The sequence below is a fragment of the Stenotrophomonas sp. YJH_SMC_21 genome, assembly GCF_059369555.1.
This window is the reverse complement of the sequence record NZ_JCAFSU010000017.1, coordinates 50,199-70,713: the sequence shown is the minus strand read 5'-3', so window position 1 is coordinate 70,713 and position 20,515 is coordinate 50,199. Positions and strand designations below refer to the sequence as shown.

The 20,515-nt window shown below is 67.0% G+C and carries 18 protein-coding genes; 4 read left to right on the top strand and 14 right to left on the bottom strand.

Annotation, left to right across the window (positions count from 1 at the left end):
- Nucleotides 1–82: 82 nt before the first annotated feature.
- Nucleotides 83–724: a hypothetical protein gene (locus AC5P67_RS17665; protein ID WP_012480569.1), complete on the top strand. Its 642-nt coding sequence runs from the start codon at nt 83–85 to the stop codon at nt 722–724.
- Nucleotides 725–753: 29 nt separating this feature from the next.
- Here the strand turns inward: AC5P67_RS17665 and AC5P67_RS17660 are convergent, their stop codons facing one another.
- Together AC5P67_RS17660 and AC5P67_RS17655 are read right to left on the bottom strand one after the other, a co-directional pair.
- Nucleotides 754–1,149: a hypothetical protein gene (locus AC5P67_RS17660; protein ID WP_227860284.1), complete on the bottom strand. Its 396-nt coding sequence runs from the start codon at nt 1,147–1,149 to the stop codon at nt 754–756.
- A 341-nt stretch (nt 1,150–1,490) separates the two neighbouring features.
- Complete coding sequence (locus tag AC5P67_RS17655; RefSeq protein ID WP_062606256.1) at nt 1,491–4,217, bottom strand: TonB-dependent receptor plug domain-containing protein; 2,727 nt, start codon at nt 4,215–4,217, stop codon at nt 1,491–1,493.
- A 217-nt stretch (nt 4,218–4,434) separates the two neighbouring features.
- Here AC5P67_RS17655 and AC5P67_RS17650 point away from each other — a divergent pair, with 217 nt between their 5' ends.
- Nucleotides 4,435–5,034: a GNAT family N-acetyltransferase gene (locus AC5P67_RS17650; RefSeq protein WP_049403499.1), complete on the top strand. Its 600-nt coding sequence runs from the start codon at nt 4,435–4,437 to the stop codon at nt 5,032–5,034.
- Here the strand turns inward: AC5P67_RS17650 and AC5P67_RS17645 are convergent.
- Nucleotides 5,031–5,807, bottom strand: a complete 777-nt coding sequence (locus AC5P67_RS17645; RefSeq protein ID WP_150359929.1) for a CDP-diacylglycerol diphosphatase — start codon at nt 5,805–5,807, stop codon at nt 5,031–5,033. The two genes, AC5P67_RS17650 and AC5P67_RS17645, sit on opposite strands and share 4 nt — an antisense overlap.
- A 68-nt stretch (nt 5,808–5,875) precedes the next feature.
- Nucleotides 5,876–6,550 (bottom strand): decarboxylase, encoded by a 675-nt coding sequence (locus AC5P67_RS17640; protein WP_111108302.1) that lies wholly within the window; start codon nt 6,548–6,550, stop codon nt 5,876–5,878.
- A 178-nt stretch (nt 6,551–6,728) separates the two neighbouring features.
- On the opposite strand from AC5P67_RS17640, the gene AC5P67_RS17635 reads away from it, so the two are divergent.
- Nucleotides 6,729–7,025, top strand: coding sequence for a hypothetical protein (locus AC5P67_RS17635; RefSeq protein WP_005410030.1), 297 nt, complete (start codon nt 6,729–6,731; stop codon nt 7,023–7,025).
- Between the two features lie 94 nt (nt 7,026–7,119).
- On the opposite strand, the gene AC5P67_RS17630 is transcribed toward AC5P67_RS17635, so the two are convergent.
- The 7 genes from AC5P67_RS17630 to AC5P67_RS17600 all read right to left on the bottom strand — a co-directional run bounded on the left by AC5P67_RS17630 (nt 7,120) and on the right by AC5P67_RS17600 (nt 14,994).
- A complete protein-coding gene (locus AC5P67_RS17630) occupies nt 7,120–8,004 on the bottom strand; it encodes a hypothetical protein (protein WP_099529726.1) in 885 nt (294 codons plus the stop codon).
- A 111-nt stretch (nt 8,005–8,115) separates the two neighbouring features.
- Nucleotides 8,116–9,816, bottom strand: coding sequence for a D-lactate dehydrogenase (gene dld / locus AC5P67_RS17625; protein ID WP_150359930.1), 1,701 nt, complete (start codon nt 9,814–9,816; stop codon nt 8,116–8,118).
- Complete coding sequence (gene lldD / locus AC5P67_RS17620; protein WP_150359931.1) at nt 9,813–10,952, bottom strand: FMN-dependent L-lactate dehydrogenase LldD; 1,140 nt, start codon at nt 10,950–10,952, stop codon at nt 9,813–9,815. The genes dld and lldD overlap by 4 nt, the downstream gene beginning before the upstream one ends.
- A 4-nt stretch (nt 10,953–10,956) precedes the next feature.
- Nucleotides 10,957–11,721, bottom strand: a complete 765-nt coding sequence (lldR, locus tag AC5P67_RS17615) for a transcriptional regulator LldR (protein WP_012480578.1) — start codon at nt 11,719–11,721, stop codon at nt 10,957–10,959.
- 53 nt (nt 11,722–11,774) lie between these two features.
- Nucleotides 11,775–13,433 (bottom strand): L-lactate permease, encoded by a 1,659-nt coding sequence (gene lldP / locus AC5P67_RS17610; RefSeq protein WP_114619061.1) that lies wholly within the window; start codon nt 13,431–13,433, stop codon nt 11,775–11,777.
- Nucleotides 13,434–13,656: 223 nt separating this feature from the next.
- The gene (locus AC5P67_RS17605; protein WP_005413774.1) at nt 13,657–14,109 is read right to left on the bottom strand and encodes an MgtC/SapB family protein; all 453 of its coding nucleotides are present in this window, start codon (nt 14,107–14,109) and stop codon (nt 13,657–13,659) included.
- 126 nt (nt 14,110–14,235) lie between these two features.
- Entirely contained in the window at nt 14,236–14,994 is a 759-nt protein-coding gene (locus AC5P67_RS17600; RefSeq protein ID WP_012480580.1) for an SDR family NAD(P)-dependent oxidoreductase, read from the bottom strand.
- A gap of 447 nt (nt 14,995–15,441) precedes the next feature.
- Between AC5P67_RS17600 and AC5P67_RS17595 the strand changes: the two genes are divergently transcribed.
- A complete protein-coding gene (locus AC5P67_RS17595) occupies nt 15,442–16,395 on the top strand; it encodes a helix-turn-helix transcriptional regulator (RefSeq protein ID WP_005413776.1) in 954 nt (317 codons plus the stop codon).
- 224 nt (nt 16,396–16,619) lie between these two features.
- On the opposite strand, the gene AC5P67_RS17590 is transcribed toward AC5P67_RS17595, so the two are convergent.
- The 3 genes from AC5P67_RS17590 to AC5P67_RS17580 all read right to left on the bottom strand — a co-directional run bounded on the left by AC5P67_RS17590 (nt 16,620) and on the right by AC5P67_RS17580 (nt 20,496).
- The gene (locus AC5P67_RS17590; RefSeq protein ID WP_180874397.1) at nt 16,620–18,530 is read right to left on the bottom strand and encodes a CocE/NonD family hydrolase; all 1,911 of its coding nucleotides are present in this window, start codon (nt 18,528–18,530) and stop codon (nt 16,620–16,622) included.
- Between the two features lie 221 nt (nt 18,531–18,751).
- A complete protein-coding gene (locus tag AC5P67_RS17585; RefSeq protein WP_060380261.1) occupies nt 18,752–19,138 on the bottom strand; it encodes a DUF4440 domain-containing protein in 387 nt (128 codons plus the stop codon).
- Complete coding sequence (locus AC5P67_RS17580; protein WP_099524390.1) at nt 19,138–20,496, bottom strand: MFS transporter; 1,359 nt, start codon at nt 20,494–20,496, stop codon at nt 19,138–19,140. The genes AC5P67_RS17585 and AC5P67_RS17580 overlap by 1 nt, the downstream gene beginning before the upstream one ends.
- Nucleotides 20,497–20,515: the final 19 nt, after the last annotated feature.

Here is a 20,515-nt window from a genome sequence, read left to right as displayed (position 1 = left end):
TGCCCTGCGACAACCGGTCGCAGCCACGCCGTGCACACCCCTGAACGGGTAACATGGGCGCCTGTTTCCGCTGTGATGCCGCATGGGCCCGTCCGACCGCCACGATCGTCTCCGCCGCTGGCAGGCCGCGTCCCTGCTTGCCGCCGCCCCGATCGCCAGCCTGTCCGCCACTGATGCGGCGGCCGCTGCGCCGCTGCAGTCGCCGCCGGGCCAGCAGCGCATTGCCCCGGCTGCACTGGTCGAGCGCCTGCACCAGCGCGTGCTGTCCGGGCAGAGCGCCACTGCCACGCTGGAACACTGGTGCGCCGAGCACGGCCTGGCCGAACAGGCGCGGGTGCGTGCAGTGCGCGTACACGGCCAGGACAAGCCTGCCCCCGCCGACGTGCTGCAGGCGCTGGGTGTGAAGCCAGGTGCCGAGCTGCGCTATCGCCGCGTGCAGCTGGTCTGCGGCAGCCGCGTGCTGTCCGAGGCCGACAACTGGTACCTGCCCGGCCATCTCAGCCCGGCCATGAACCAGGTGCTGGACAGCACCGACGAACCGTTCGGTCGCGTGGTCGGCCCGCTCGGTTTCCAGCGCCAGACCTTGGCCGACCAGACGTTCTGGCCGCCGCGGGGCGAAGGCGACCGCGGCGTGATCCTTGAAGTGCGCGCCCTGCTGCGCGACCGCCAGCAGCAGCCTTTCAGCTACGTCATCGAGTCGTACCTGCAACAGGCGCTTCCGTAACGCGCCGTGGCGCCGGTCATCCGCCGGCGCTACGGGCCCGTGATGCCGTTGGCGGCCGGATCCACCGAGAACACGAAGCGCCCGCCATGCTGGTCCCTGCCCCATGTCATCGGCGCCGTGGCCAGGCTGTAGACCGGGGCCACCTTGTCCATGCCGATCGCCTCGGACCAGGCACTGAAATCCTCATCGGTACGGCTGCGGATCTCGCCAACGCACAGGCTGTAGCCGCAGGCAAAAGACACCAGCGTGCCGTCGTTGCCGATGAGCCGGGTCGCGGCCGCCCTGTAGAGCCGGGTCAGGTCCTGCACTTCCAGGTGACCGGCTGCATCGCGCTCGAACTGGCTGATCGCCTGCGCGAAGGCCTTGTCGGAACCCAGCACCGCCTCGCTCTTCTGTGCGGACACCGCACCCTCGTTCAGCAGCATGCGCTCGCCCTCGAGGAAGTGACCCTCCGGTTGCGCGAGCCCAGGGGCAGCCGTCGTGGTACTCGATGCCGTTGGCACGCGCGCTGATACAGCATCGGTCGCGGGGTTGGAAAGGGACGGCGCAGGCGCGGCATTGGCCACCTCCGCGGCATCCTCCACGCTGGCCGCCTGCCTGCCACTGCAACCTGCAATGGCCAGCACGGCAATCACACTCCACCCCCTGACATCCATGCGCATCCTCCTCCGTGTATCGCCCCAGCATGCCATGTGCGCGCCGGCAACACGGATGCACTGCACAAAGAAAAGCCCGGCAATGCCGGGCCTTTCGTTCGCCTGCCGGATCAGCGGAACCGGTAGTCCAGCTGCACCCAGTACTGGCGGCCATACGGATCGTAGTTGCCGACCGGATAGAACGGCCAGCCGCCACCGTTCTTGTCCGCCGGCGGGCGGCTGTCACGCAGGTTGTTGACGATCACGCCCACCGACAGGTTCTCGCCGAATTGGCGGAACACGCTGGCGTTGTAGGTCATGTACGGCGCGATGCGGCCACTGCCATCGGTCTTCGGCAGCGAGCCGAAGCGGTTGCCGTACAGCGTGGTGGTCCAGTCACCCTGGTTCCAGGTGATGCTGCCGTTGGCCTTGCTGCGCCACTGGTAGTCATCCAGCGAATTGCGGATGTCACGCTCCGGATCATCGGAGAACTGCCGGTATTTGTGCTCCAGCACCACGGTGTAGGCCAGGCGCGTGGTGAACCGGCCATAGCGACCGGCATCGAAACGCCAGTTGCCCTTCAGGTCCAGGCCGCGAACCGATTCAGAGGCGGCGTTGATCGGGTTGATCAGCACACGGGTCACCTGGTCCGGCTGCACGGTTGCATTGGACGGGTTGCGGATCACACGCGACAGCGCGTCCTGGCACAGCGGTGAGCCGATGTCACGCGCCTCGCCGCCCAGCGTCTTGCCCAACCGGCAATCGGCCTCGTCGCGCAGGATGCGGCTGGTATCGAGGCTGGTCACCTCGTTGTCGATGCGGATGTCGTAGTAATCGGCACTGAAATCCAGGCCAGCCAGCGGCGACCAGACCACGCCGAAGCCATACGACTTGGCCGACTCCGGCTGCAGCTGCGGGTTGGCACGGTTGCTGTAATCGATCGACAGGCCGTTGTAGTCGCAGTTGTCATACGACTGGCCTGCGGTGCGGCAGCGCCAGTAGTCGGTCATGCCCGGGTTGTAACCACGCGTCTCTGTCGCGAACACGTAGTTCATGTCCGGCGCCCGGAAGCTGGTGGCAGCGGTACCACGGATCAGCAGGCTCTCGATCGGGCGGAACTCGACGCCGAAGCTCCAGGTCGCCTTGCCGATATGCTCACCACCGGCTCGGTACTGGTCATAGCGCCCGGCCAGGGTGGTGGTGAGCGACTGCAGCAACGGCAGCTGCAGCTCCACGCCGGCAGCATAGCGGTCGCGCTCGCCACCGGCACCAATACCGGCGCTGGTGTTCCAGAATTCACCGGTGCCCAGTCGCGGGTCCGGTCGATTGCGATAGCCTTGGCTGCCAGCCTCGACCACCGCGGCCAGCGCAGCGTCGCCACCGGGCAGTGCGAACAGCCGGCCGTTGACGCTGGCGCTGAAGGTCTGCAGCCACGCCGCGTTGCGGCTCTCCTGGTAGCCGGACAGGTCCTGGTACTCATTCGGGCTCAGCGGCTGGAACAGGCGCGCCGGGTCCGGCGCATAGACCTCTACGCCATTTCGCACGCCCAGCTTCGGGCCAAGCAGGTATTCATTGATGCCGGCCAGCAGCACCGGGCGACGGGTGCGGTTCTCGTAGCGTGAGCGGCTGTAGACCGCTTCATAATCCCAGCCACTGTCACCGATCTGGCCGCGCGCGCCGACGTTGAACGACCAGGAATTTTCCAGGAAACGGTTGGCATTGCGCGGCAGGCCACCGATTTCCTCGGGTGCAAAGCGGCGGTACCAGCTTTCCAGGTTGCCGGTGGTCTGGTTGTAGAAGTAATTGCGGGCCGAGGTCCAGGTGGGCGCACGGGTGTTGTTGGTGATGCGTGCGCTGCCCACGGCCAGATCGGCGAACAGGTCGGTGGTCTCGTTGACGTGGAAGGTCAGCAGGCCGTAGCCGTTGAGATTGCGCTTCTCGGTCTGCACCGTCCAGTAGCTGGCGGCGGCCTCGTTGCTGCCGCAATACCAGCCCTGGCGCGGGTTGAAGGCGCGGAACACGCTGCCGCCATAGATGTCCGACGCCGCGTCGCAGCCATTGACGCCCGGATCGATGTTGCGACCGGTGGCAGCGTTGCGGCGATACGCGATCGCGGTCGCCTGCGGCGCCTTGCCAGCCGGGTCATCATCCAGCGAGTCCATGAAATCGCGCTGGCGCGCATGGATCGCCTTGCGCACATCGAACTCGAAGCCGAACAGCGCATCCCAGCGCTCGCCGGAACTGCCACCAACCACCTGCGCGCGCTGGTTGTCGCCACCGCCCTGCTGGGTGCCGCCGGCCCGCACGTTCACGTCCACACCCTCAAAGCGGTCCTTGAGGATGATGTTGACCACGCCGGCGATGGCGTCGGAGCCATACACCGCCGACGCACCGGCCGCCAAGACCTCGATGCGCTCAATCAGCGCACTGGGAATGTTGGCCAGGTTGACCACGTTCACCGAGCCCTCGTAGGCCAGCGGGTAGTCGGCCTGGCGGCGGCCGTTGACCAGCACCAGCGTGCGGTTCGGGCCCAGCCCGCGCAGGTTGATGGTGTTGGCGGCCGGGGTGAAGGTGTTGCCGAAGTCCTCCCCCTGCACGTTGCCGGTGTTTTCAGTCAGGGCGCTCAGCGCGTCGAACGCGTTGCGGTAGCCCTGCGCGTCGATCTGCTCGCGGCTGATCACGGTCACCGGCGACGGCCCTTCGACACTGGCGCGCGGAATGCGCGAGCCGGTGACCTTCACTTCCTGCAATGAGGTGGGTGCGCTTTCCTGCGCGAAGGCCGGCGACGACACCAGCATCAGGGACGACAGCGCGAGCACCAGCGGACGCGGGCGCAGCGCCTTGTGGGAGGCAGACATGGGCTTCCTGGGGGAGTTGGACGGGTGGTATGGGACCGGAGGCCTGCGCGGCGCATAACGATCCCGTAACGAAAGTGTCCTGAATGGATGGTTTCAACGGAAATGACCAGCCCTGATGGACTTATGCCTGAACCGAATCAGGCTCCGCCCGGTGATCGTCGCGTTTTTGCAATCTTTTGAATGGTCTGGCGAACCGGGCATTGCCATCGTTCCGGGGATGATGACCCCGTACCCCACATCCCCCCTCCCCCCGCTGCGCCCGGTGTTGCGCCGTCACCTGCTGCAGCTGCAGGCCGCACCGGTCACCCTGCGCCCGTTCCAGCGTACCGACCTGCCGCGCTGGCGCCTGTTCGATGACCGCCGCCGGCGCGGCCGCCGCCATCCGGCCGGTATCGACGAAGAAGCCCGCTTCCTTGCCCACATGCATCGCTCGCGGCTGGAGCAGGACAACGACCAGCTGCTGCTGGGTGTGTTCGATGACGAGCACGGCACTGTCCTGGACCAGCTGCATGTCCGCCTGCAGTCCCTGCATACGCGCTGCGCCGAGCTTCTGTCGCTGCAGCACTGGCACCCGCACGTGGATGCAGCGCTGCGCGCGCTGTGCCCGTTCCTGTTCGAGGATGTGGGCGTGCACCGCCTGTTCGTGATGCTGCCACCGGACTGCAGTGACCCGTTCGCCACTGCGCTGCACGCCTTCGGCTTCGAGCACGAAGGCCTGTTGCGCGACCATCATCTGGATCTGGATGGCTGGCAGGACCGCCAGCTGCTGGCGCTGACTGCACCGGTCTGGCGCAGCCGCCAGCAGCCACCGGGTTAGCGGACCCGCTCCAACGCGTCGCCTGCGCCGGTCAGCACCGAGCAGGCGTGGTCCTGCAGTTCTTCGGCGCTGGCCTCGTTGCCGGTGCCGGCGTCCACCCGGGTCGCCAGCAGGATGAAGCCCGGGACGCCCTGCACGGCGTCCCGGCCGGCCACGACCAGGCTCCACTGACCAACATCGTCCACGCCTGCGAGGTCGTAAGCCAGCAGATTGAGCGGATTGGCGGTCAGTTCCGCGCCCGCCAGCAGCCGTGCCTGGTATTGATGGCCGCGCAGCAGGACCGGCAGCGGTGCCCAGCGGCTGCCGAGAGCGGCAGCATGCGTGTCCAGCGCCTGCAGCACGTCGGCACGCAGGCAATCCACGTGGATATGCAGCTGGTGCTGCGAGCGGCCGTGCGGCGAGTTCAACGCCAGGCTGGCGACGTTGCGCGGCAGTGGTTGCCGCAGGGCCTGTTCGGTGTGGCTGCGCGCCTGCCAGGCGGCAGCGAAGTAGTTCGGTGCACCACGCTGGTACAGGCTGCGGCTCTCGATACCGCTGACCTTGTCCAGCGGCATCAGCAGGAACTGGTAGTCGCCGTGCGCATCCTTGACCAGCACATCGCGGCGGTCTGCGGCCGTCTCCACGCGCAGGCAGTCGCCGCGTGGACCTTCGGCGCCCCGGCAGTCACGTTCGATCAATCGCCACAATGCATCGGAATGGGCCGGCGGCGGCGGCGCACTGGCACAGGCGGACAACAGCAGCAGGGACGACAGCAGGAAGGGGCGCAGGGACACGGCAACGACTCACGGAGCAGGCACGGCAGACAGCGCCGCGCTGCATTCTAGCCAGTGCGAAGCTGCAATCAGTAGGTGCCGAACGGCACTTCAACCACGATCGGGGCGGCACCCTCGCCGGCCTGCAGGCTGTAGCGGTCCAGCGCCCCATCGTCATCGGCGTGCGGCTGGCGCTGGAAATGCAGCGGGTAGCGGGTGTCCCCCAGGCGCACGGCGCTGCCGTCGGCCTCCAGCGCGGCACCTTCCGGAATCAGCAGCCCGCCCAGGTCACTGTAGGCGCCAGGCACATCGGCGAAGCTGTAGTCGGCCAGCTCGTCCACCCGCTGCATCGCATAGACGTGCGGCACATAGGGACGTGCGGGGCTGCGGCCATTGCTCAGGTCGGTCACCCAGGCCTGCGGCAGGTGGTACTGCTCGCGCAGCGCGGCCACGCCCAGCGATGGGCTGGCCACCTGCAGGCAGCACACCGTGCGCTTGCCTTCGCGGTCAAGAATGGCGAAACGGTCACCGCGGGTGGCCGCCTGCGGCAGCATGGCGAAGGCCAGGTTACGCTGGGCCGGTGCGTAGCCGGATTCGGTCTGCAGGTTGCGCCAGGCACCGAATACCGGGGTTTCGACCGGCGCGGGTTCCGGATCGGCAGCGGAGGCGGAGGCGGAGGCGGAGGCGGCAAACGCTACGCCCAGCAACGACAACACCAGCGCCGTCATCGTCTTGTCCTTGCCGCGGAAACTGCCTGCCGTCATACCGTATCCCGTATCCAACACCTGCGCCGGAAAGGCCCGGCCTGCCCGCTGGCGTATTGCCAGCCATTGCTCCCACTATGCAATGACCACGCTGTGCCGGCAATGACCGGGGCGCTGACGCCTTTCGCACGCTCGGTGCTATCGTTCCCGCCATCTTCCCCTGCGCAGGAGCGCTCGCATGTCTGCATTCCGTCTGTCCCTGTTGCTGCCGGCCTCTGCCCTGCTGCTGTCGGCCTGCGTCAGCACCCCTGGCCCGGAAGTCAAAGGCAGCGGCCGCTGCGACGCCAGCCAGCTGGGCTGGGCGATCGGCCAGCCGGCCAATGAGCCCAACATCCGCCGCCTGTCCCGCGAGAGTGGTGCCGGCCTGGTCAACCCGATCGGCCCCAGCACTATCACCACCAAGGACATCCGCCAGGACCGCCTGCGCGTGTTCGTGGACAAGGACAACGTCATCACGTCCACGCGCTGCGAGTAAGCGCCACCACCGCTTTTGTAGAGTCGAGCCATGCTCGACTGGCTTTTCGCGCCGCCCGTCCGAAGACCCGTCGAGCATCGCTCGACTCTACAATTCAGGGTTCGGTATAGCCGGCACAGTCCGGCAGTGCCTGGTCCGGGTGGAACATCCCCGCCCCGAAGCGGAACAGCCGCGTGTAGGTACACGCCGGGTCCTGTTCGATGCGCAGATCCTGCTTCTTCAGCGGCCCCCTGGCCAGCGAATCCTCGAAGCGCGAAACACCGGCCGGGTACCGGGTCGCCACGGTCCGGTAGCGCAGCACTGGCATGCCCTCGGCAACCGTATCCAGCGCCAGCTTCGCCGAGAACCCGTATTCGTCGTGGCAGGCACCGGCGCGCTGCTTGATGTCCTGCTCGCTGAAACAGGCGCGGATCATCGCATTGCCCAGCCATGGCACGGTCAGCACGTCGTCGTCCACCTGGATGTCGTCCTGCAGGTGACGCACGCGTGCCAGCTGCAGCGTGGACGCGTCGGCACCTCCACCGGAGTACATGGTGCTGAACTTGACGATGCCACCCACCAGCACATTCTGGCGGGCGCGCTGCTGCGGGTCGGTCACCGGTTCATCGCTGCCCACGCCAGGGGCCAGCCGCACGATCCATGGCCACAGCGACAGCTCGCTTTCCTGCGGCACGTCGATGCTGACGTGGTAGGTGTGCGGCTTGCCCTGGCCCGGTGCCTTCTCAAGCACTTCCAGCACGGTCGGCCGGTTACCCTCCTCGGCAACCGGCTGCACGCGTACGCACCAGTTGCCGTCCCGCGTGCAGTCATAAAGCCCCGACGGTCCAGTCTCACTCGCGATCAGTACCTGTCCCAGCGGCTCCATCACGTTGCCGGCGGCATCGCGCTGCTGCGGCAGGATCGCGCTTTGGGCCAGCGCCAGCAGCGGGGTCGCCAGCAATGCAGTGCACAGGGTGGCGCGGACGGCGGCGGTGGGCATGGATGGCTCCTGCGGATGGGCCTCCGATGGTAACCGTTGCCCGGGCGGCGTCGAGCCATGCTCGTCTGCTGTATGTCGGCAGGAGCAGCCGAGCATAGGGTCGGCTCTACATCATCCGCAATCGCAGCCACCCCAGCCCTTGGCCTTCGAGGTCTGGCCGATACCGGGATTGAACGTGTTGCTCGGGTCCAGCTGCCTGTAGAACCCGGCCAATGCGGGCTTGGCCGGGTACAGGTGGCCGACGTTGTGCTCGGCCGGGTACTCGGCACCACGCTGGTCCAGCAGTGCCCACATCGCGTGCTCGATCGCCATCGGGTCCTCGCCCTTGCGCGCGATGTAGTCCTGGTGGAACACGTGGCACAGGAAGTGCCCGTAATACAGCTTGTGCAGCAGGCGGCCGTCGATATCGGCCGGCAACTGCTCGAACCAGTCGGCGTCATCTCGGCGCAGGGCAATGTCCAGCGCCACGATGTCCTGCACCTGCCCGCGATGCACTTCGCGGTAGCGCACCGCGGCACCGGCCACGGCGAAGCGATGCAGGAACGCCTTGCGCCCCTCCTCGGCCGTGCAGTGGAAAAAGCCGCCTTCGTGCCCGGCGAAGAAGCCGCGCAACCAGGCCTCGGTTTCTGCTGCGTCCTGCGCGGAGACCTTCAGCAACAGGTGATGCTCGTAGCGCTGGCGGAACTCGCCCATGCGCTTGGGCAGGTGCGAGGGCAGCAGGCCGGTCAGAACCTGCATCACCCGGTCAGTCACCCCACGCAGGCCCAGCCGTTCGAACCAGCCGTCGACGCGGCTCTTCAATGCGAACGCGGCAGGTACACGTGCGGTGCCGAGGCGATCGATCAGCAGGAAGCTGTCCTTGCCGTAGCGCTCGCCGATGTCATAGGCATCGCGGTGGATGTACTCACCGGCAATCGGCAGGCGCTCGAAGCCGGTCAGCAGCTGGCGACGGATCGCCGTGAGGCTGTCGGTGCGGTTGCTGCCGATGTAGAAGACTTCGGCGGTCTCCTTTTCGAAGGTATCCAGGCGCACCGCGAACACCGCCAGCTTGCCGGCCGAACCGGCAGCCTCGTAGTGGCGGCTGGGATCAGCATTGAAGCGCGCCGGGGTATCGGCGTCGACCTTGCGCACTTCGTCTGCGTAGCGCGGATCGGAGGCTGCGCGGCCGTCGCCGTCCCCCACATCCGACGCACTGTAGTCGCCGGCCTGCAGGCGCTGCAGGATCTGCTCGGGCGTATCGCCCAGCGCGATGCCGAGATGGTTGACCAGCTGTAGTTGGCCCTGCGCATCGACCCGCGCGTACAGCGCCAGCTCGGTGTAGGCCGGGCCACGGCGCACCAGCGCGCCGCCGGAGTTGTTGCAGATGCCGCCCAGCACCGAGGCGCCGATGCAGGACGAGCCGATCACCGAATGCGGTTCACGGCCCAGCGGTGCCAGCGTCTGCTCCAGGCGGTCGAGCGTGGCACCGGGCAGGCACAGCACCTGGCGGCCTTCGTTCAACAGCTGGATGCCGGTCAGGCGCAGCGTGCTGACCAGCACGATCGGCCGGCCGTAGTCATCGCCGTCCGGGGTCGAGCCACCGGTCAGCCCGGTATTGGCCGCCTGCAGGATGATCGCCGCCCCGCCCTGCACCGCTGCCTGCAGCACGTGCCACAGTTCCAGCAAGGTACCCGGACGCACCACCGCCAGTACCGGGCCATCGCCGAAGCGGTAGCCGCGACGGAAGCGGCGGGTAGCCTTGTCACCGGTCAGTACATGGCGGCTGCCGACCGCGTCGCGCAACTGTGCCAGCACGGCATCGTGGCCACTCATGGCAGGCTGACCAGCGAATCGCGGCCGATGTCAGCGATGCGACGCGCACCGGTCAGTGTCATCGCCACGCGCATCTCCTTGGCGATAAGGTCCAGCAGGTTGGCCACGCCGGCCTCGCCCTGCGCGGCCAGCGCATAGACGAAGGCACGCCCCAGCAGCACGGTATCGGCACCGAGCGCCAGCATGCGCACCACGTCCAGGCCGGTACGGATGCCCGAATCGGCGAGAATCTTCAGATCGCCCTGTACCGCGTCGGCAATCGCCGGCAGTGCGCGCGCGGTGGACAGCACGCCGTCCAGCTGGCGGCCACCGTGGTTGGAGACCACGATGCCATCGGCACCGAACCTGACCGCATCACGCGCGTCATCCGGGTCAAGGATGCCCTTGATCACCATCGGGCCCTTCCAGAATTCGCGGATCCACTCCAGGTCCTTCCAGGAAATGGAGGGATCGAAGTTGCTGCCCAGCCAACCGATGTAATCCTCCAGCCCGGTCGGGTTGCCACGGTAGGTGGAGATGTTGCCCAGATCATGCGGGCGGCCGAACAGTCCCACGTCCCACGCCCAGTGCGGATGGGTGATGGCCTGGCCGATGCGGCGCAGCGAGGCATTCGGGCCGCTCATGCCGGAGTGTGCATCGCGGTAGCGCGCACCCGGCACCGGCATGTCAACGGTGAACACCAGCGTGGTCACGCCAGCGGCCTGCGCCCGCTCCAGTGCGTTGCGCATGAAGCCACGGTCGCGCAGCACGTACAGCTGGAACCACATCGGCCGCTGGATGGCCGGTGCCACTTCCTCGATCGGGCACACCGATACGGTCGACAGCGTGAACGGGATGCCGCGCCTGTCGGCCGCGCGCGCCGCCTGCACTTCACCGCGCCGGGCATACATGCCGGTCAGGCCAACCGGCGCCAGCGCCACCGGCATCGCCAGCGTTTCGCCGAACAGCTCGGTTTCCAGGCTCAGGTCGGACATGTTGCGCAGGATGCGCTGGCGCAGCGCGATGTCGGACAGGTCGGAAACGTTGCGCTTCAGCGTGTGCTCGGCATACGCGCCGCCATCGATGTAGTGGAACAGGAACGGCGGCAGCCGGCGTTGCGCTGCAGCACGGTAATCGGTGGAGGCGGAGATGATCATGGGGTCAACCGTGTGGGGAAGGTAGACGCGAGGCCCGCGCACGCCGGGCTTCGTTGTCATCGAGCGTGCGCAGCGTGGTGTGCACGAACTCGAGGTGGGCATGCGCGGCGGCGCGCGCGCGTTCGGGGTCGCCGGCCAGCACCGCGTCCATCATCTCGCGGTGCTGGTCGGACAGCGGCGAGAAGGTCCTCGCCGAGGTGTAGAGCTTCTCGCGGCTCTGCGAGATGTTGGTCTGCAGCAGTTCGAACAGGCCGCGCATCACCTGCAGCAGCACCAGGTTGTGCGAGGCCTCGGCGATGGACAGGTGGAAGGCCGCGTCAGCCTCCGCTTCACCGGTGGGGTCGTCCTTGCCGTGCGCGTCCATCATGGTCTGGAAGGCCTGCGCGATGCGCGTGCGGTCCTCGTCGGTGGCACGCAGCGCCGCATGCCAGGCGGTGGCGCCTTCCAGCGCATGGCGGATCTCCAGCACGTCGAAGCGGTATTCCGGGTCGCCCTGGAACAGCGGCAGGTACGGCGCCAGCGGTTCATCCAGCGCCTGCCGCGCGCGCGCCGCCGGTTCGGCCACGTAGGTGCCGCCACCGACCCGTGCGGTCAGCAGGCCCTGGCTGGCCAGCTGCGCGATGGCCTCGCGCAACGCCGTTCGCGAGACCCCCAGCTGCACCGCCAGGGTGCGTTCGGCCGGCAGCCGGTCGCCCGGCTGCAGCCGCTGTTCCTGCACCAGGCCGCGCAGCTGTGCGGCCACCTTGTCCGAGATACGTTGCGTGCTCATGGCGCCATTGTGGCCCGAAGCGCGTAACAGGGGGTCAGGCCGCGCGGCATGGCTCAGGGAATCATCCATGTCAGCCAGTAGGCCTGGGCCAGGGTGATCAGGCCGACCATGGTGGTGAAGACCAGGCTGTGCTTGACCGTGAAACGGAACAGGTCCGATTCCTTGCCGGCCAGGCCAACCGCCGCGCAGGCAATGGCGATCGACTGCGGCGAGATCATCTTGCCGGTGACGCCGCCGGTGGTGTTGGCCGCCACCAGCAGCACGTCGGACACGCCGATCTGCTGTGCGGTGGTCGCCTGCAGCGCCGAGAACAGCGCATTGGACGAGGTGTCCGAGCCGGTCAGGAACACGCCCAGCCAGCCCAGGAACGGCGAGAAGAACGGAAAGGCGTCGCCGGTGTGCGCCAGTGCCAGCGCCAGCGTTGCCGACAGGCCCGAATAGTTGGCGATGAACGCGAAGGCCAGCACCATGCCGATCGAGTAGATCGGCATGCGCAGCTCACGCACGGTTTCGCCGAAGGTCTGCAGCGCCGACCGGGCCGGCATGCGCAGCGCGATGATCGCGATCACCGCCGCGAGGATGATCGAGGTGCCGGTGGCCGAGAACCAGTCGAACTTGTAGACCGCCTCATAGCTGAGCGGCGCGTCCACGATCGGCGGCATCTTCTGCACCCTCTGGTCCAGGCCCGGCACCGGGAGCTTCAGCACCCAGCTTTCCAGCGGGCCGCCTGCCGCGAACAGCGACTTGAACGGCTTGATGCTCCACAGCGTGACCATCGCGGTGAGGATCAGGAACGGCGACCACGCCTTGGCGATCTGGCCGACGCTGTAGCGCGGCGCCTCCAGTGCCTGTGCGGTCGCCTCGGCGCTGGTTTCGGTATCGAAGCGGAAGATCCGTACCGGCTTCCAGCGGCGCAGGAACAGGGTCAGGCAGACCAGCGACGCCAGCGAGGCGGTGATGTCCGGCAGTTCCGGACCGATGAAGTTGGAGGTCAGGTACTGCGCGATGGCGAAGGAGCCACCGGCCACCAGCACCGCCGGCCAGGTTTCCTTGATGCCACGCCAGCCATCCATGATCGCCATGATCCAGAACAGCACGATGACGGTCAGGAACGGCAGCTGGCGGCCGGCCATCTGGCCGATCTCGAAGGCATCCAGGCCGGTGACCTGCCCGGCCACGATGATCGGAATGCCCATTGCACCGAACGCCACCGGCGCGGTGTTGACGATCAGGCACAGGCCGGCGGCATACAGCGGCTTGAAGCCCAACCCGACCAGCAATGCCGCGGTGATCGCCACTGGCGCACCGAAACCGGCCGCGCCTTCCAGGAAGGCACCGAAGGCGAAGCCGACCATCAGCATCTGCAGGCGCTGGTCTTCGGTCACCGACAGGATCGAAGCGCGGATGATGTCGAACTGACCGGTCTTGACCGAGACCTTGTAGAGGAACACCGCGCCGATGATGATCCAGGCAATAGGCCAAAGGCCGTAGACGAAGCCGAAGCCGGCCGCACCCAGCGCCTGGCTCAGCGGCATGCGGTAGAACAGCAGGGCCACGCCAAGCGCGATGGCCACGGTGATCGTGCCGGCCAGCCAGCCCTTCATGCGCAGCACGGCCAGGGCAACGAAGAAGAACGCGATCGGCAGCAGCGCGATCAGGCTCGACAACCACAGGTTGCCGGCGGGGTCGTACAGGTGTTGCCAGGGCTGCATGAAGACTCTCGACTGGATGCGGAAGGTGCCCCACCGCAGGCGGTGGATCGCCGTGGCTGTCGATTATTGGTAGTACCAATAATGATTTCGATCAGACCACTTGCAGCGGATTTAACCGCCACTCCGGCGAGGAACCTATTAGACCATAGGGCTAGATGCCATATTGGTCCGACCATTCAGTCCGCATGGTAGTGCCGGCCGCTGGCCGGCAATTCGAGATTCCCTACGAGATCCTTTTCTCCAACCGCCGCATCACCGCCAGCACCAGCACGCACAGCACGCTCACGCCGATTGCAATCACGTACTTGCTGATCCCCACCGCAATCCCGATGGCCGCCGCCATGATCAACGAGCTGGCCGTGGTCAGGCCGCTGACCTGGTCCTCGCGTGACCCACGCAGGATGGTGCCAGCGGCAACGAAGCCGACACAGGCCACCACCGCTTCGATCAGGCGTACCGGATCAACCTGCAGCAGGTCGCGGTAGCGCTCCTGCTGGAAATGCTCGGCCACCGAGTCGCCAAGGCCGACGATCAACGCGGCGGCCCCTGCGATCAGCATGTGCGTACGCAGGCCAGCGGCGTGCTTGCCCATCTCGCGCTCGACGCCGAGCACGCCGCCGAACAGCATCGCTGCGGCAACGCGCAGCAGGATCGAGACATCCTGGGTAAGTTCCATGGGAAAGCTCCGGAGTTTTCCCGGAGCGTCGCGCGGCGATCGTGGGACGGCGGTGAAGGCGATGGCACGCCTTCTTCACCGCACGCTTTCATCCACGCATGGCGTGGATCTACTGACCGCATTCGCTCACTGCGCCAGGTAGCCACCATCGATGGCGTAGTACGCGCCGGTCGCGAACGAGGCATCGTCGCTGGCCAGCCAGGCCACCAGCGCCGCCACTTCCTCGGCCGTACCCAGCCGCTTCAAGGCGTGACGGCCTTCCAGCGTGGCGCGCACCTTCGGGTCCATCTTCTCCAGCAGCGGTGTGCTGATGAAGCCCGGGCCGACCGCGTTGACACGAATGCCGTCGGCGGCATGTTCCCACGCGGCGGTCTGGGTCAGCCCGACCACGCCGTGCTTTGCCGCCGCATAAGCGGTGGAACCGGCATACCCCACCTGGCCCAGGATCGAGGCCATGTTGATGATGCTGCCGCCGCTTCCAGCGGCTCGCATTGCCCGGATCTGCGCACGCTGGCACAGGAACACGCTGGTCAGGTTGACGTCGATGACCCGCTGCCAGCCATCAATCGGATAGTCACCGCTGCTGGCGGCCGGCCCGCCGATACCGGCGTTGTTGACCGCCACATGCAGGCCGTCGAGTTCCTTGATCGTGCGCTGCACCGCCGCCTCCACCGCTGCGTCGTCGGTGACGTCCAGCGCGATGCCAATCGCCTGTGCACCGGCATTGCGCAACTGCGCCACGGTGGCATCCACCGCATCCTGCTTCAGGTCCCAGACCGAGATCCGCGCGCCGGACGCCGCCAGGGTCTGCGCCACGGCCAGACCAATGCCGGACACGCCGCCGGTCACGATCGCGGTCTTGCCGGTGAGTTGGTAGTCAATCATCTGTGTTCTCCATCAGTGGGGGTATCGAAGTGGCCTGCAGCAGCCAACCGCCCCACCCTACGCGCGTGCATGTGATGGCCTGGCTGACACCGCGTCTACGGGCGATCGTTCCAGCCATGAAACCTCAACTCAAGTTGATGTATGGAATTGCGTACGGATATGCATGCAAAACGCCGGCGTATGCTCGGCGGCATTTTCACTTTGGCCGTAATCGTCAATCGTTTTGACCCTATTGGAATCAAAAGCGCGCGAATCGAGGCGACAATGGGAAACGTTTCCAGTTTCTTCGACACACTCCATTCAACCTGGCGTTTCCCCAGCCATCCAGAGTGCCCACGCCACTGCGTCCCAGCATGCCTGCGCGGGTAACGACCGGATCCGCATCTGCGTTGCAGAGCGCGTGGGCGAGGTCATGCCAGCGTCCACCTCCAAAGTACGTGCCGAGCGATGTCCCGATACTTCACTTTTGCCGATTACCGCCGCTTCGGCCACCGTCATGGCTTCGATTACCGCGCTGACCCGGAACACCTGCGCGACGACCAGTGGGCCGGCCATGGCGAGGTCAACGAGCAGTTCCTGCGCGGCGGCATGAGCCTGATCGCCTCCGACGTCCATAATCGCTTTCCTTATGTAGCGACCGCCCAGCAGAGTCCCGGCCTGGCCATCCGCGTGATGCTGCAGGGCCAGGTCGATGTGCGCATTCCGCGACGCGGTGGTTTCACCCTGCGCGCCGGCACGGCGATGACCGCGCACCACCGCGAGCAGGTCGAGATGACCGGTGCGCATCCCGGCGAAACGCGCATGCGCGGCGTCAGCGTCATGGTGCCCGGCCAGATCGATCCGGATCTGTTCCATCTGCCGCAGCTGGAGACCGCGCTCAACAGCCACCTGGAATGCCGCCACTGGGCCATTCCGCATACCCTGCTGCCGGTACTCGGCCAGTTGTTCGACAGCCCATGGGAAGATGGCATCGACGCCTTGTGGCGCGAGGGCGTTGCTCTGCAGCTGCTGGCCGTTGGCCTGAAGGCCGAGGATCTGCAGACCGACCCTGTACGAACGCTGCGGGCCGGCCAGCGCGAGCGCCTGGAGCGCGTGCGTGCCTACCTGCATGACGACCCCAGCCACGCCCACAGCCTGGTCGAGCTGGCCCAGCTGGCCTGCATGAGCCCCAGCTCGCTGCGCCGTCATTTCGCCCAGCAGTACGGCTGCTCGGTGTTCGACTACCTGCACGAGCAGCGCATGCGCCACGCCGAACAGGGCCTGCGCGAGGACGGCTGGACGGTCGAGCAGGCCGCCGCCGCCAGCGGCTACCGTCATCCCAGCAACTTCGCAGCGGCATTCCGCAAGCGTTTCGGCCTGGTCCCCAGCCGCTGGCGCACGGGCCCCTCGAAGGTGGGGTGAAGGCTGATGCTCTGGTAGGTGTCGACCTTGGTCGACACGCTCCCGCGCCATCACGGATGCCGGCCAGCGGCCGGCACTACCGCAGCCGCCTGAATCGACGTGCCATGGCTCCGCTCTGGTGGGTGTCGACCTTGGTCGACACGCTCCTGCCCCATCGCGGATGCCGGCCAGCGGCCGGCACTACCACGTGCTGCCGGGCTATGCCCGGCGTCATCCTCTCCGCCTCAATACACCGGCAGATCGATGTAGCTTGCCTGCGCCGCGCTGTGCCAGACCCGCTGCGTGGCCTTCTGGTAATCGCCTGGCTTGGCCAGGTAGATGTTCGGCACGTAGGTCTGCGGGTTGCGGTCGTACAGCGGGAACAGGCTGGACTGCACCTGCACCATCACCCGGTGGCCCTTCTGGAACGTGTGGTTGGCGTTGGGCAGGTCGAAACGGTACGGCAGCACCTGGTTGGCGGCCAGCGGCTTCGGATCGCTGAAGCTTTCGCGGTAGCGGCCACGGAAGATCGCCAGCGACACCGGCAGCTCGTAGCCACCCATCTCCGGCGTCGACGCTTCCTGGTCCGGATACACGTCGATCAGCTTCACCACCCAGTCACTGTCAGTGCCACTGGTCGAGGCCTGCAGGTGCACTACCGGCGCGCCGCCGATGCGCAGCGGCGCGGTCAGCGGTTCGGTGATGAAGGTCAGCACGTCCGGGCGACCATCGACAAAGCGCTGGTCCTTGACCAGCCAGGTGGTCCACATGTCGCGGTCACCGAAGCGGACCGGACGCGGCACGAACGGCACCGGCTTGGCCGGGTCGGACACGTACTCCTCGAAGTCGCCCTCGCCCGCCGCCGGCGCCTGGAATGCCAGCTTGCCGCCGGCCCGCAGGTACAACGGCTTGCTGCTGGCAGCACAGCCCTTGTCGCAGCTGCGCGGCCAACCCTCAAGGCGATCCCAGTGGTTTTCGCCGGTGTTGTAGACCAGCACCGGCGGCGTGTCGGCCTTCGGCGCGCCATCCACCAGGTACTGGTCGAAGAACGGCTTGAGTACATCACGGCGGAACTGCAGCGCGGTATCGCCGTCGAACTTCAGCGCGCCCAGTTCGCTGCCGCTGTAGTTCACCTGGCTGTGCCGCCACGGCCCCATCACCAGGTAATTGCGGTTGTTGCCACTGTCGCGCCCTTCCATCGCCTGGTAGGCGTGGTTGGCACCCCACATGTCCTCCTGGTCCCACAGGCCCTGCAGCCACATGGTCGGCACCTTCAGCGGTGTCTTTGCCATCACCGCATCCAGCGCCTGGCCCTGCCAGAAGGCGTCATAAGCCGGGTGCTCGACCAGCTTCTTCCACCAGGTCAGCTGGTCCACGCCGGTGAAGCGCGCGTAGTCGCCAGCCGACCCGATGCGCAGGAACGTGCTGTAGTCGTCGTAGCCGAGACTGGGCAGCGGCGTACCCTTGCCGCGCTTCTCGGTCTGCATCGCGAAATAGTTGAAGTTGACCTGGCGGAACGCCCCGTAGTTGAGCCAGTCGTCGCCCATCCAGCCATCGACCATCGGGCTCTGCGGTGCCGCCACCTTCAGCGCCGGATGCGGGTCGGTCAGTGCCATCACCACGGTGAAGCCCTCGTACGACGAACCGAGCATGCCGACCTTGCCATTGCTCTCCGGAACGTTCTTCACCAGCCAGTCGATGGTGTCCCAGGCGTCGGTAGAGTGATCCACCTTGGTGTTGTTCAATGGCCCGCGCAGCGGCCGGGTCATCACGTAATCGCCTTCGGAGCCGTACTTGCCACGGATATCCTGGAACACGCGGATGTAACCGCCGTCGACGAACACCTCATCGCCCTGCGGCAGCAGGTCGCGCATGCGCGGTGAATCACTGCGGCTGGCGCGGCCGGCGGCATCGTAAGGGGTGCGGGTCAGCAGGATCGGTGCGTTGCGGGCGCCCTTGGGCACCACGATCACCGTATACAGCTTGGTGCCATCACGCATCGGCACCATCACCACGCGCTTGTCGTAGTCACGACCGACGTCGGGGGCAACGAAGGGTTTGCCACTGATGTCCGGGGTCATCGGCGGGGTATCGGCGGCCAGCACGGTGCTGGACAGGCAAAGGGCGATGGCAACAGCAACGGCACGCACACGCATGGACAACCCCTCCCGGCAGGAAAGCTTCAAGCCTACTCCTGCCCCGAGCCGTGAAGTGTGTGCAGGCTTTGCATTCTGCGGTGGATGCAGGCAGGACTGATGGCACATGTGCCTGCGGTGCCGCCGCGCTCGCCAACGACCGGTAGTGCCGGCCGCTGGCCGGCAACTTCATGATCCTGGGGCGCGTTACGCGGTTGCCGGCCAGCGGCCGGCACTACCGGTCAGGCCATCGGCACTTCGTGCAGCGCCAACCAGCGCCAGCGACCCTGCTCCCGCCGCAGCACGGCCAACGATTCGCGCCATGTGAGCTGGCCGCTATCGAGCGAATGCCCTTCGCGATAACGCAGCACCGCCAGCGGTGATGGCGCTTCCACCGCCTGTACGGCGTCGATGGAAATCTGCAGTCCTGGACGCGCGCCATGACCGCCCGCGAACAGTGCCTGCACGGCTTGCCGATCCAATCGGCGACCAGCGATGCCGACCATGCTGAAGTCCGCGCTGAAGTGCGCCATCAGACCCTCCAGCGCATCGGCGCCGACATCGGCACGGAACCAGGCCTGCAGCTTGTCGTGCAGGTGGTGGATTTCATGCTCTGCGGTGGTATCCATCAGATGTTCTCCGGTTGCGAAAGGGTGAGCAACTGCGGCCGGCGCAGCAGCGCCATCGGCAGCAGGGTCAGTACCGCGGCCAGACCCAGCGCCATGCCGGTGGCGTGGGCCGGCAGCCATTGCATGGCCAATGCGAGCAACAGCGCAATGGCGGCAGTAGCAAGGCAGAAACTGAGCTGACGGTTGAGGTTCCAAAGGGCACTGGCATCGCCCAGCGCTTCACCCTCCACGCCGTGGAAAGCCAGCGTCTGCGCGGTGCTGCTGCACAGGCTGCCACCGGCGCCCATCAGCGCGAACAACAGCGCGGCCAACGCGAAGGCCGGCTGCGGCAGCAGCGCCATCAGCAGCAGGCCGCTGGCCTGCAGCAGCATACCGGCGCGCAGTACCGTGGCCGGGCCGAAGCGAGCCAGCAGGCGCTTGCTGGCCGTGATCGCAATGGCCGAGGCCAGCGCCCAGGGCAGCATCAACGCGCCGATGCGTGCCGCGCTGTAACCGGCCTGGTGCAGCTGCAGGGTACTGACCAGCTGACTGCCGATGAATACGCCCGGCACGGCCAGATACACCAGCATCGCCAGCCGCAGCCCACGGTGGGACAGCAGCGACCAGCGCAGCAGTGGCTGCACCTGCCGACGTGCATGCCGCAGGTGGGCCGCCGCCAGCAGCAGCGCGACCAGCAGCAACACGGCACCGGCACCGCGATGTCCGGACTCGCCCAGCCAGGTCAGCGCCAGCAGCAACGCGCCCAGCGCCAGCATCGCGGTAGACAGCGCATAGGCCTGCAGGCGCGGCGCACTGCGCGCGCCATCGGCCGGCATCCAGGCCAGCACTAGGCCAATTGCCATCACCGCCAACGGCAGGCTGGCCCAGAGCACGCCGCGCCAGGACAACCACTGCACCAACAGCCCGCCCAGCGCCGGCGCCAGTGCCGGCACCAGCAGGGCCACCAGCAGGATGCGGCGGGTCAGCGCGCCACGCTGGTCGGGCGTGCATTGTCGGTACGCTGCCGCCTGTGCCACCGGAATCAGCAGGCCACCGGCCAGCCCCTGCAGCAGGCGCCAGCCCAGCAGCCAGCCGATACCCGGTGCGGCGCCGGCCAGCACAGCGGCAACCGCGAACAACAGCAACGCCACCAGCAGCAGGCGACGCTCACCACAGCGCGCGGCCAACCAAGGCGCCAGCGGAATCACCACGCTCAGGCCCAGCATGTAGGCGGTGCCCACCCAGGCCAGGGTACCGACATCAGCGTGCAGTTCCGCTGCCAGTGCCGGATAGGCCACCGTGGCGATGAACATGTTGACCAGATCCAGGGCGAACGCCAGCAGGAAGATCGCCTCATGGCGCAGGCGGGGGGACGGCATCGGCGGCGCTCCAGCAGGG

What these genes read in the sequence shown, in the direction of transcription:
- AC5P67_RS17630 (WP_099529726.1), bottom strand. Translation starts at nt 8,004, where the DNA reads ATGCCCACCGCCGCCGTCCGCGCCACCCTGTGCACTGCATTGCTGGCG.
- AC5P67_RS17585 (WP_060380261.1), bottom strand. Translation starts at nt 19,138, where the DNA reads ATGGATACCACCGCAGAGCATGAAATCCACCACCTGCACGACAAGCTG.
- AC5P67_RS17600 (WP_012480580.1), bottom strand. Translation starts at nt 14,994, where the DNA reads ATGATTGACTACCAACTCACCGGCAAGACCGCGATCGTGACCGGCGGC.
- AC5P67_RS17595 (WP_005413776.1), top strand. Translation starts at nt 15,442, where the DNA reads ATGTCCCGATACTTCACTTTTGCCGATTACCGCCGCTTCGGCCACCGT.
- AC5P67_RS17650 (WP_049403499.1), top strand. Translation starts at nt 4,435, where the DNA reads ATGATGACCCCGTACCCCACATCCCCCCTCCCCCCGCTGCGCCCGGTG.
- AC5P67_RS17635 (WP_005410030.1), top strand. Translation starts at nt 6,729, where the DNA reads ATGTCTGCATTCCGTCTGTCCCTGTTGCTGCCGGCCTCTGCCCTGCTG.
- lldR (WP_012480578.1), bottom strand. Translation starts at nt 11,721, where the DNA reads ATGAGCACGCAACGTATCTCGGACAAGGTGGCCGCACAGCTGCGCGGC.
- lldD (WP_150359931.1), bottom strand. Translation starts at nt 10,952, where the DNA reads ATGATCATCTCCGCCTCCACCGATTACCGTGCTGCAGCGCAACGCCGG.
- dld (WP_150359930.1), bottom strand. Translation starts at nt 9,816, where the DNA reads ATGAGTGGCCACGATGCCGTGCTGGCACAGTTGCGCGACGCGGTCGGC.
- AC5P67_RS17655 (WP_062606256.1), bottom strand. Translation starts at nt 4,217, where the DNA reads ATGTCTGCCTCCCACAAGGCGCTGCGCCCGCGTCCGCTGGTGCTCGCG.
- lldP (WP_114619061.1), bottom strand. Translation starts at nt 13,433, where the DNA reads ATGCAGCCCTGGCAACACCTGTACGACCCCGCCGGCAACCTGTGGTTG.
- AC5P67_RS17665 (WP_012480569.1), top strand. Translation starts at nt 83, where the DNA reads ATGGGCCCGTCCGACCGCCACGATCGTCTCCGCCGCTGGCAGGCCGCG.
- AC5P67_RS17605 (WP_005413774.1), bottom strand. Translation starts at nt 14,109, where the DNA reads ATGGAACTTACCCAGGATGTCTCGATCCTGCTGCGCGTTGCCGCAGCG.
- AC5P67_RS17640 (WP_111108302.1), bottom strand. Translation starts at nt 6,550, where the DNA reads ATGACGGCAGGCAGTTTCCGCGGCAAGGACAAGACGATGACGGCGCTG.
- AC5P67_RS17590 (WP_180874397.1), bottom strand. Translation starts at nt 18,530, where the DNA reads ATGCGTGTGCGTGCCGTTGCTGTTGCCATCGCCCTTTGCCTGTCCAGC.
- AC5P67_RS17660 (WP_227860284.1), bottom strand. Translation starts at nt 1,149, where the DNA reads ATGCTGCTGAACGAGGGTGCGGTGTCCGCACAGAAGAGCGAGGCGGTG.
- AC5P67_RS17580 (WP_099524390.1), bottom strand. Translation starts at nt 20,496, where the DNA reads ATGCCGTCCCCCCGCCTGCGCCATGAGGCGATCTTCCTGCTGGCGTTC.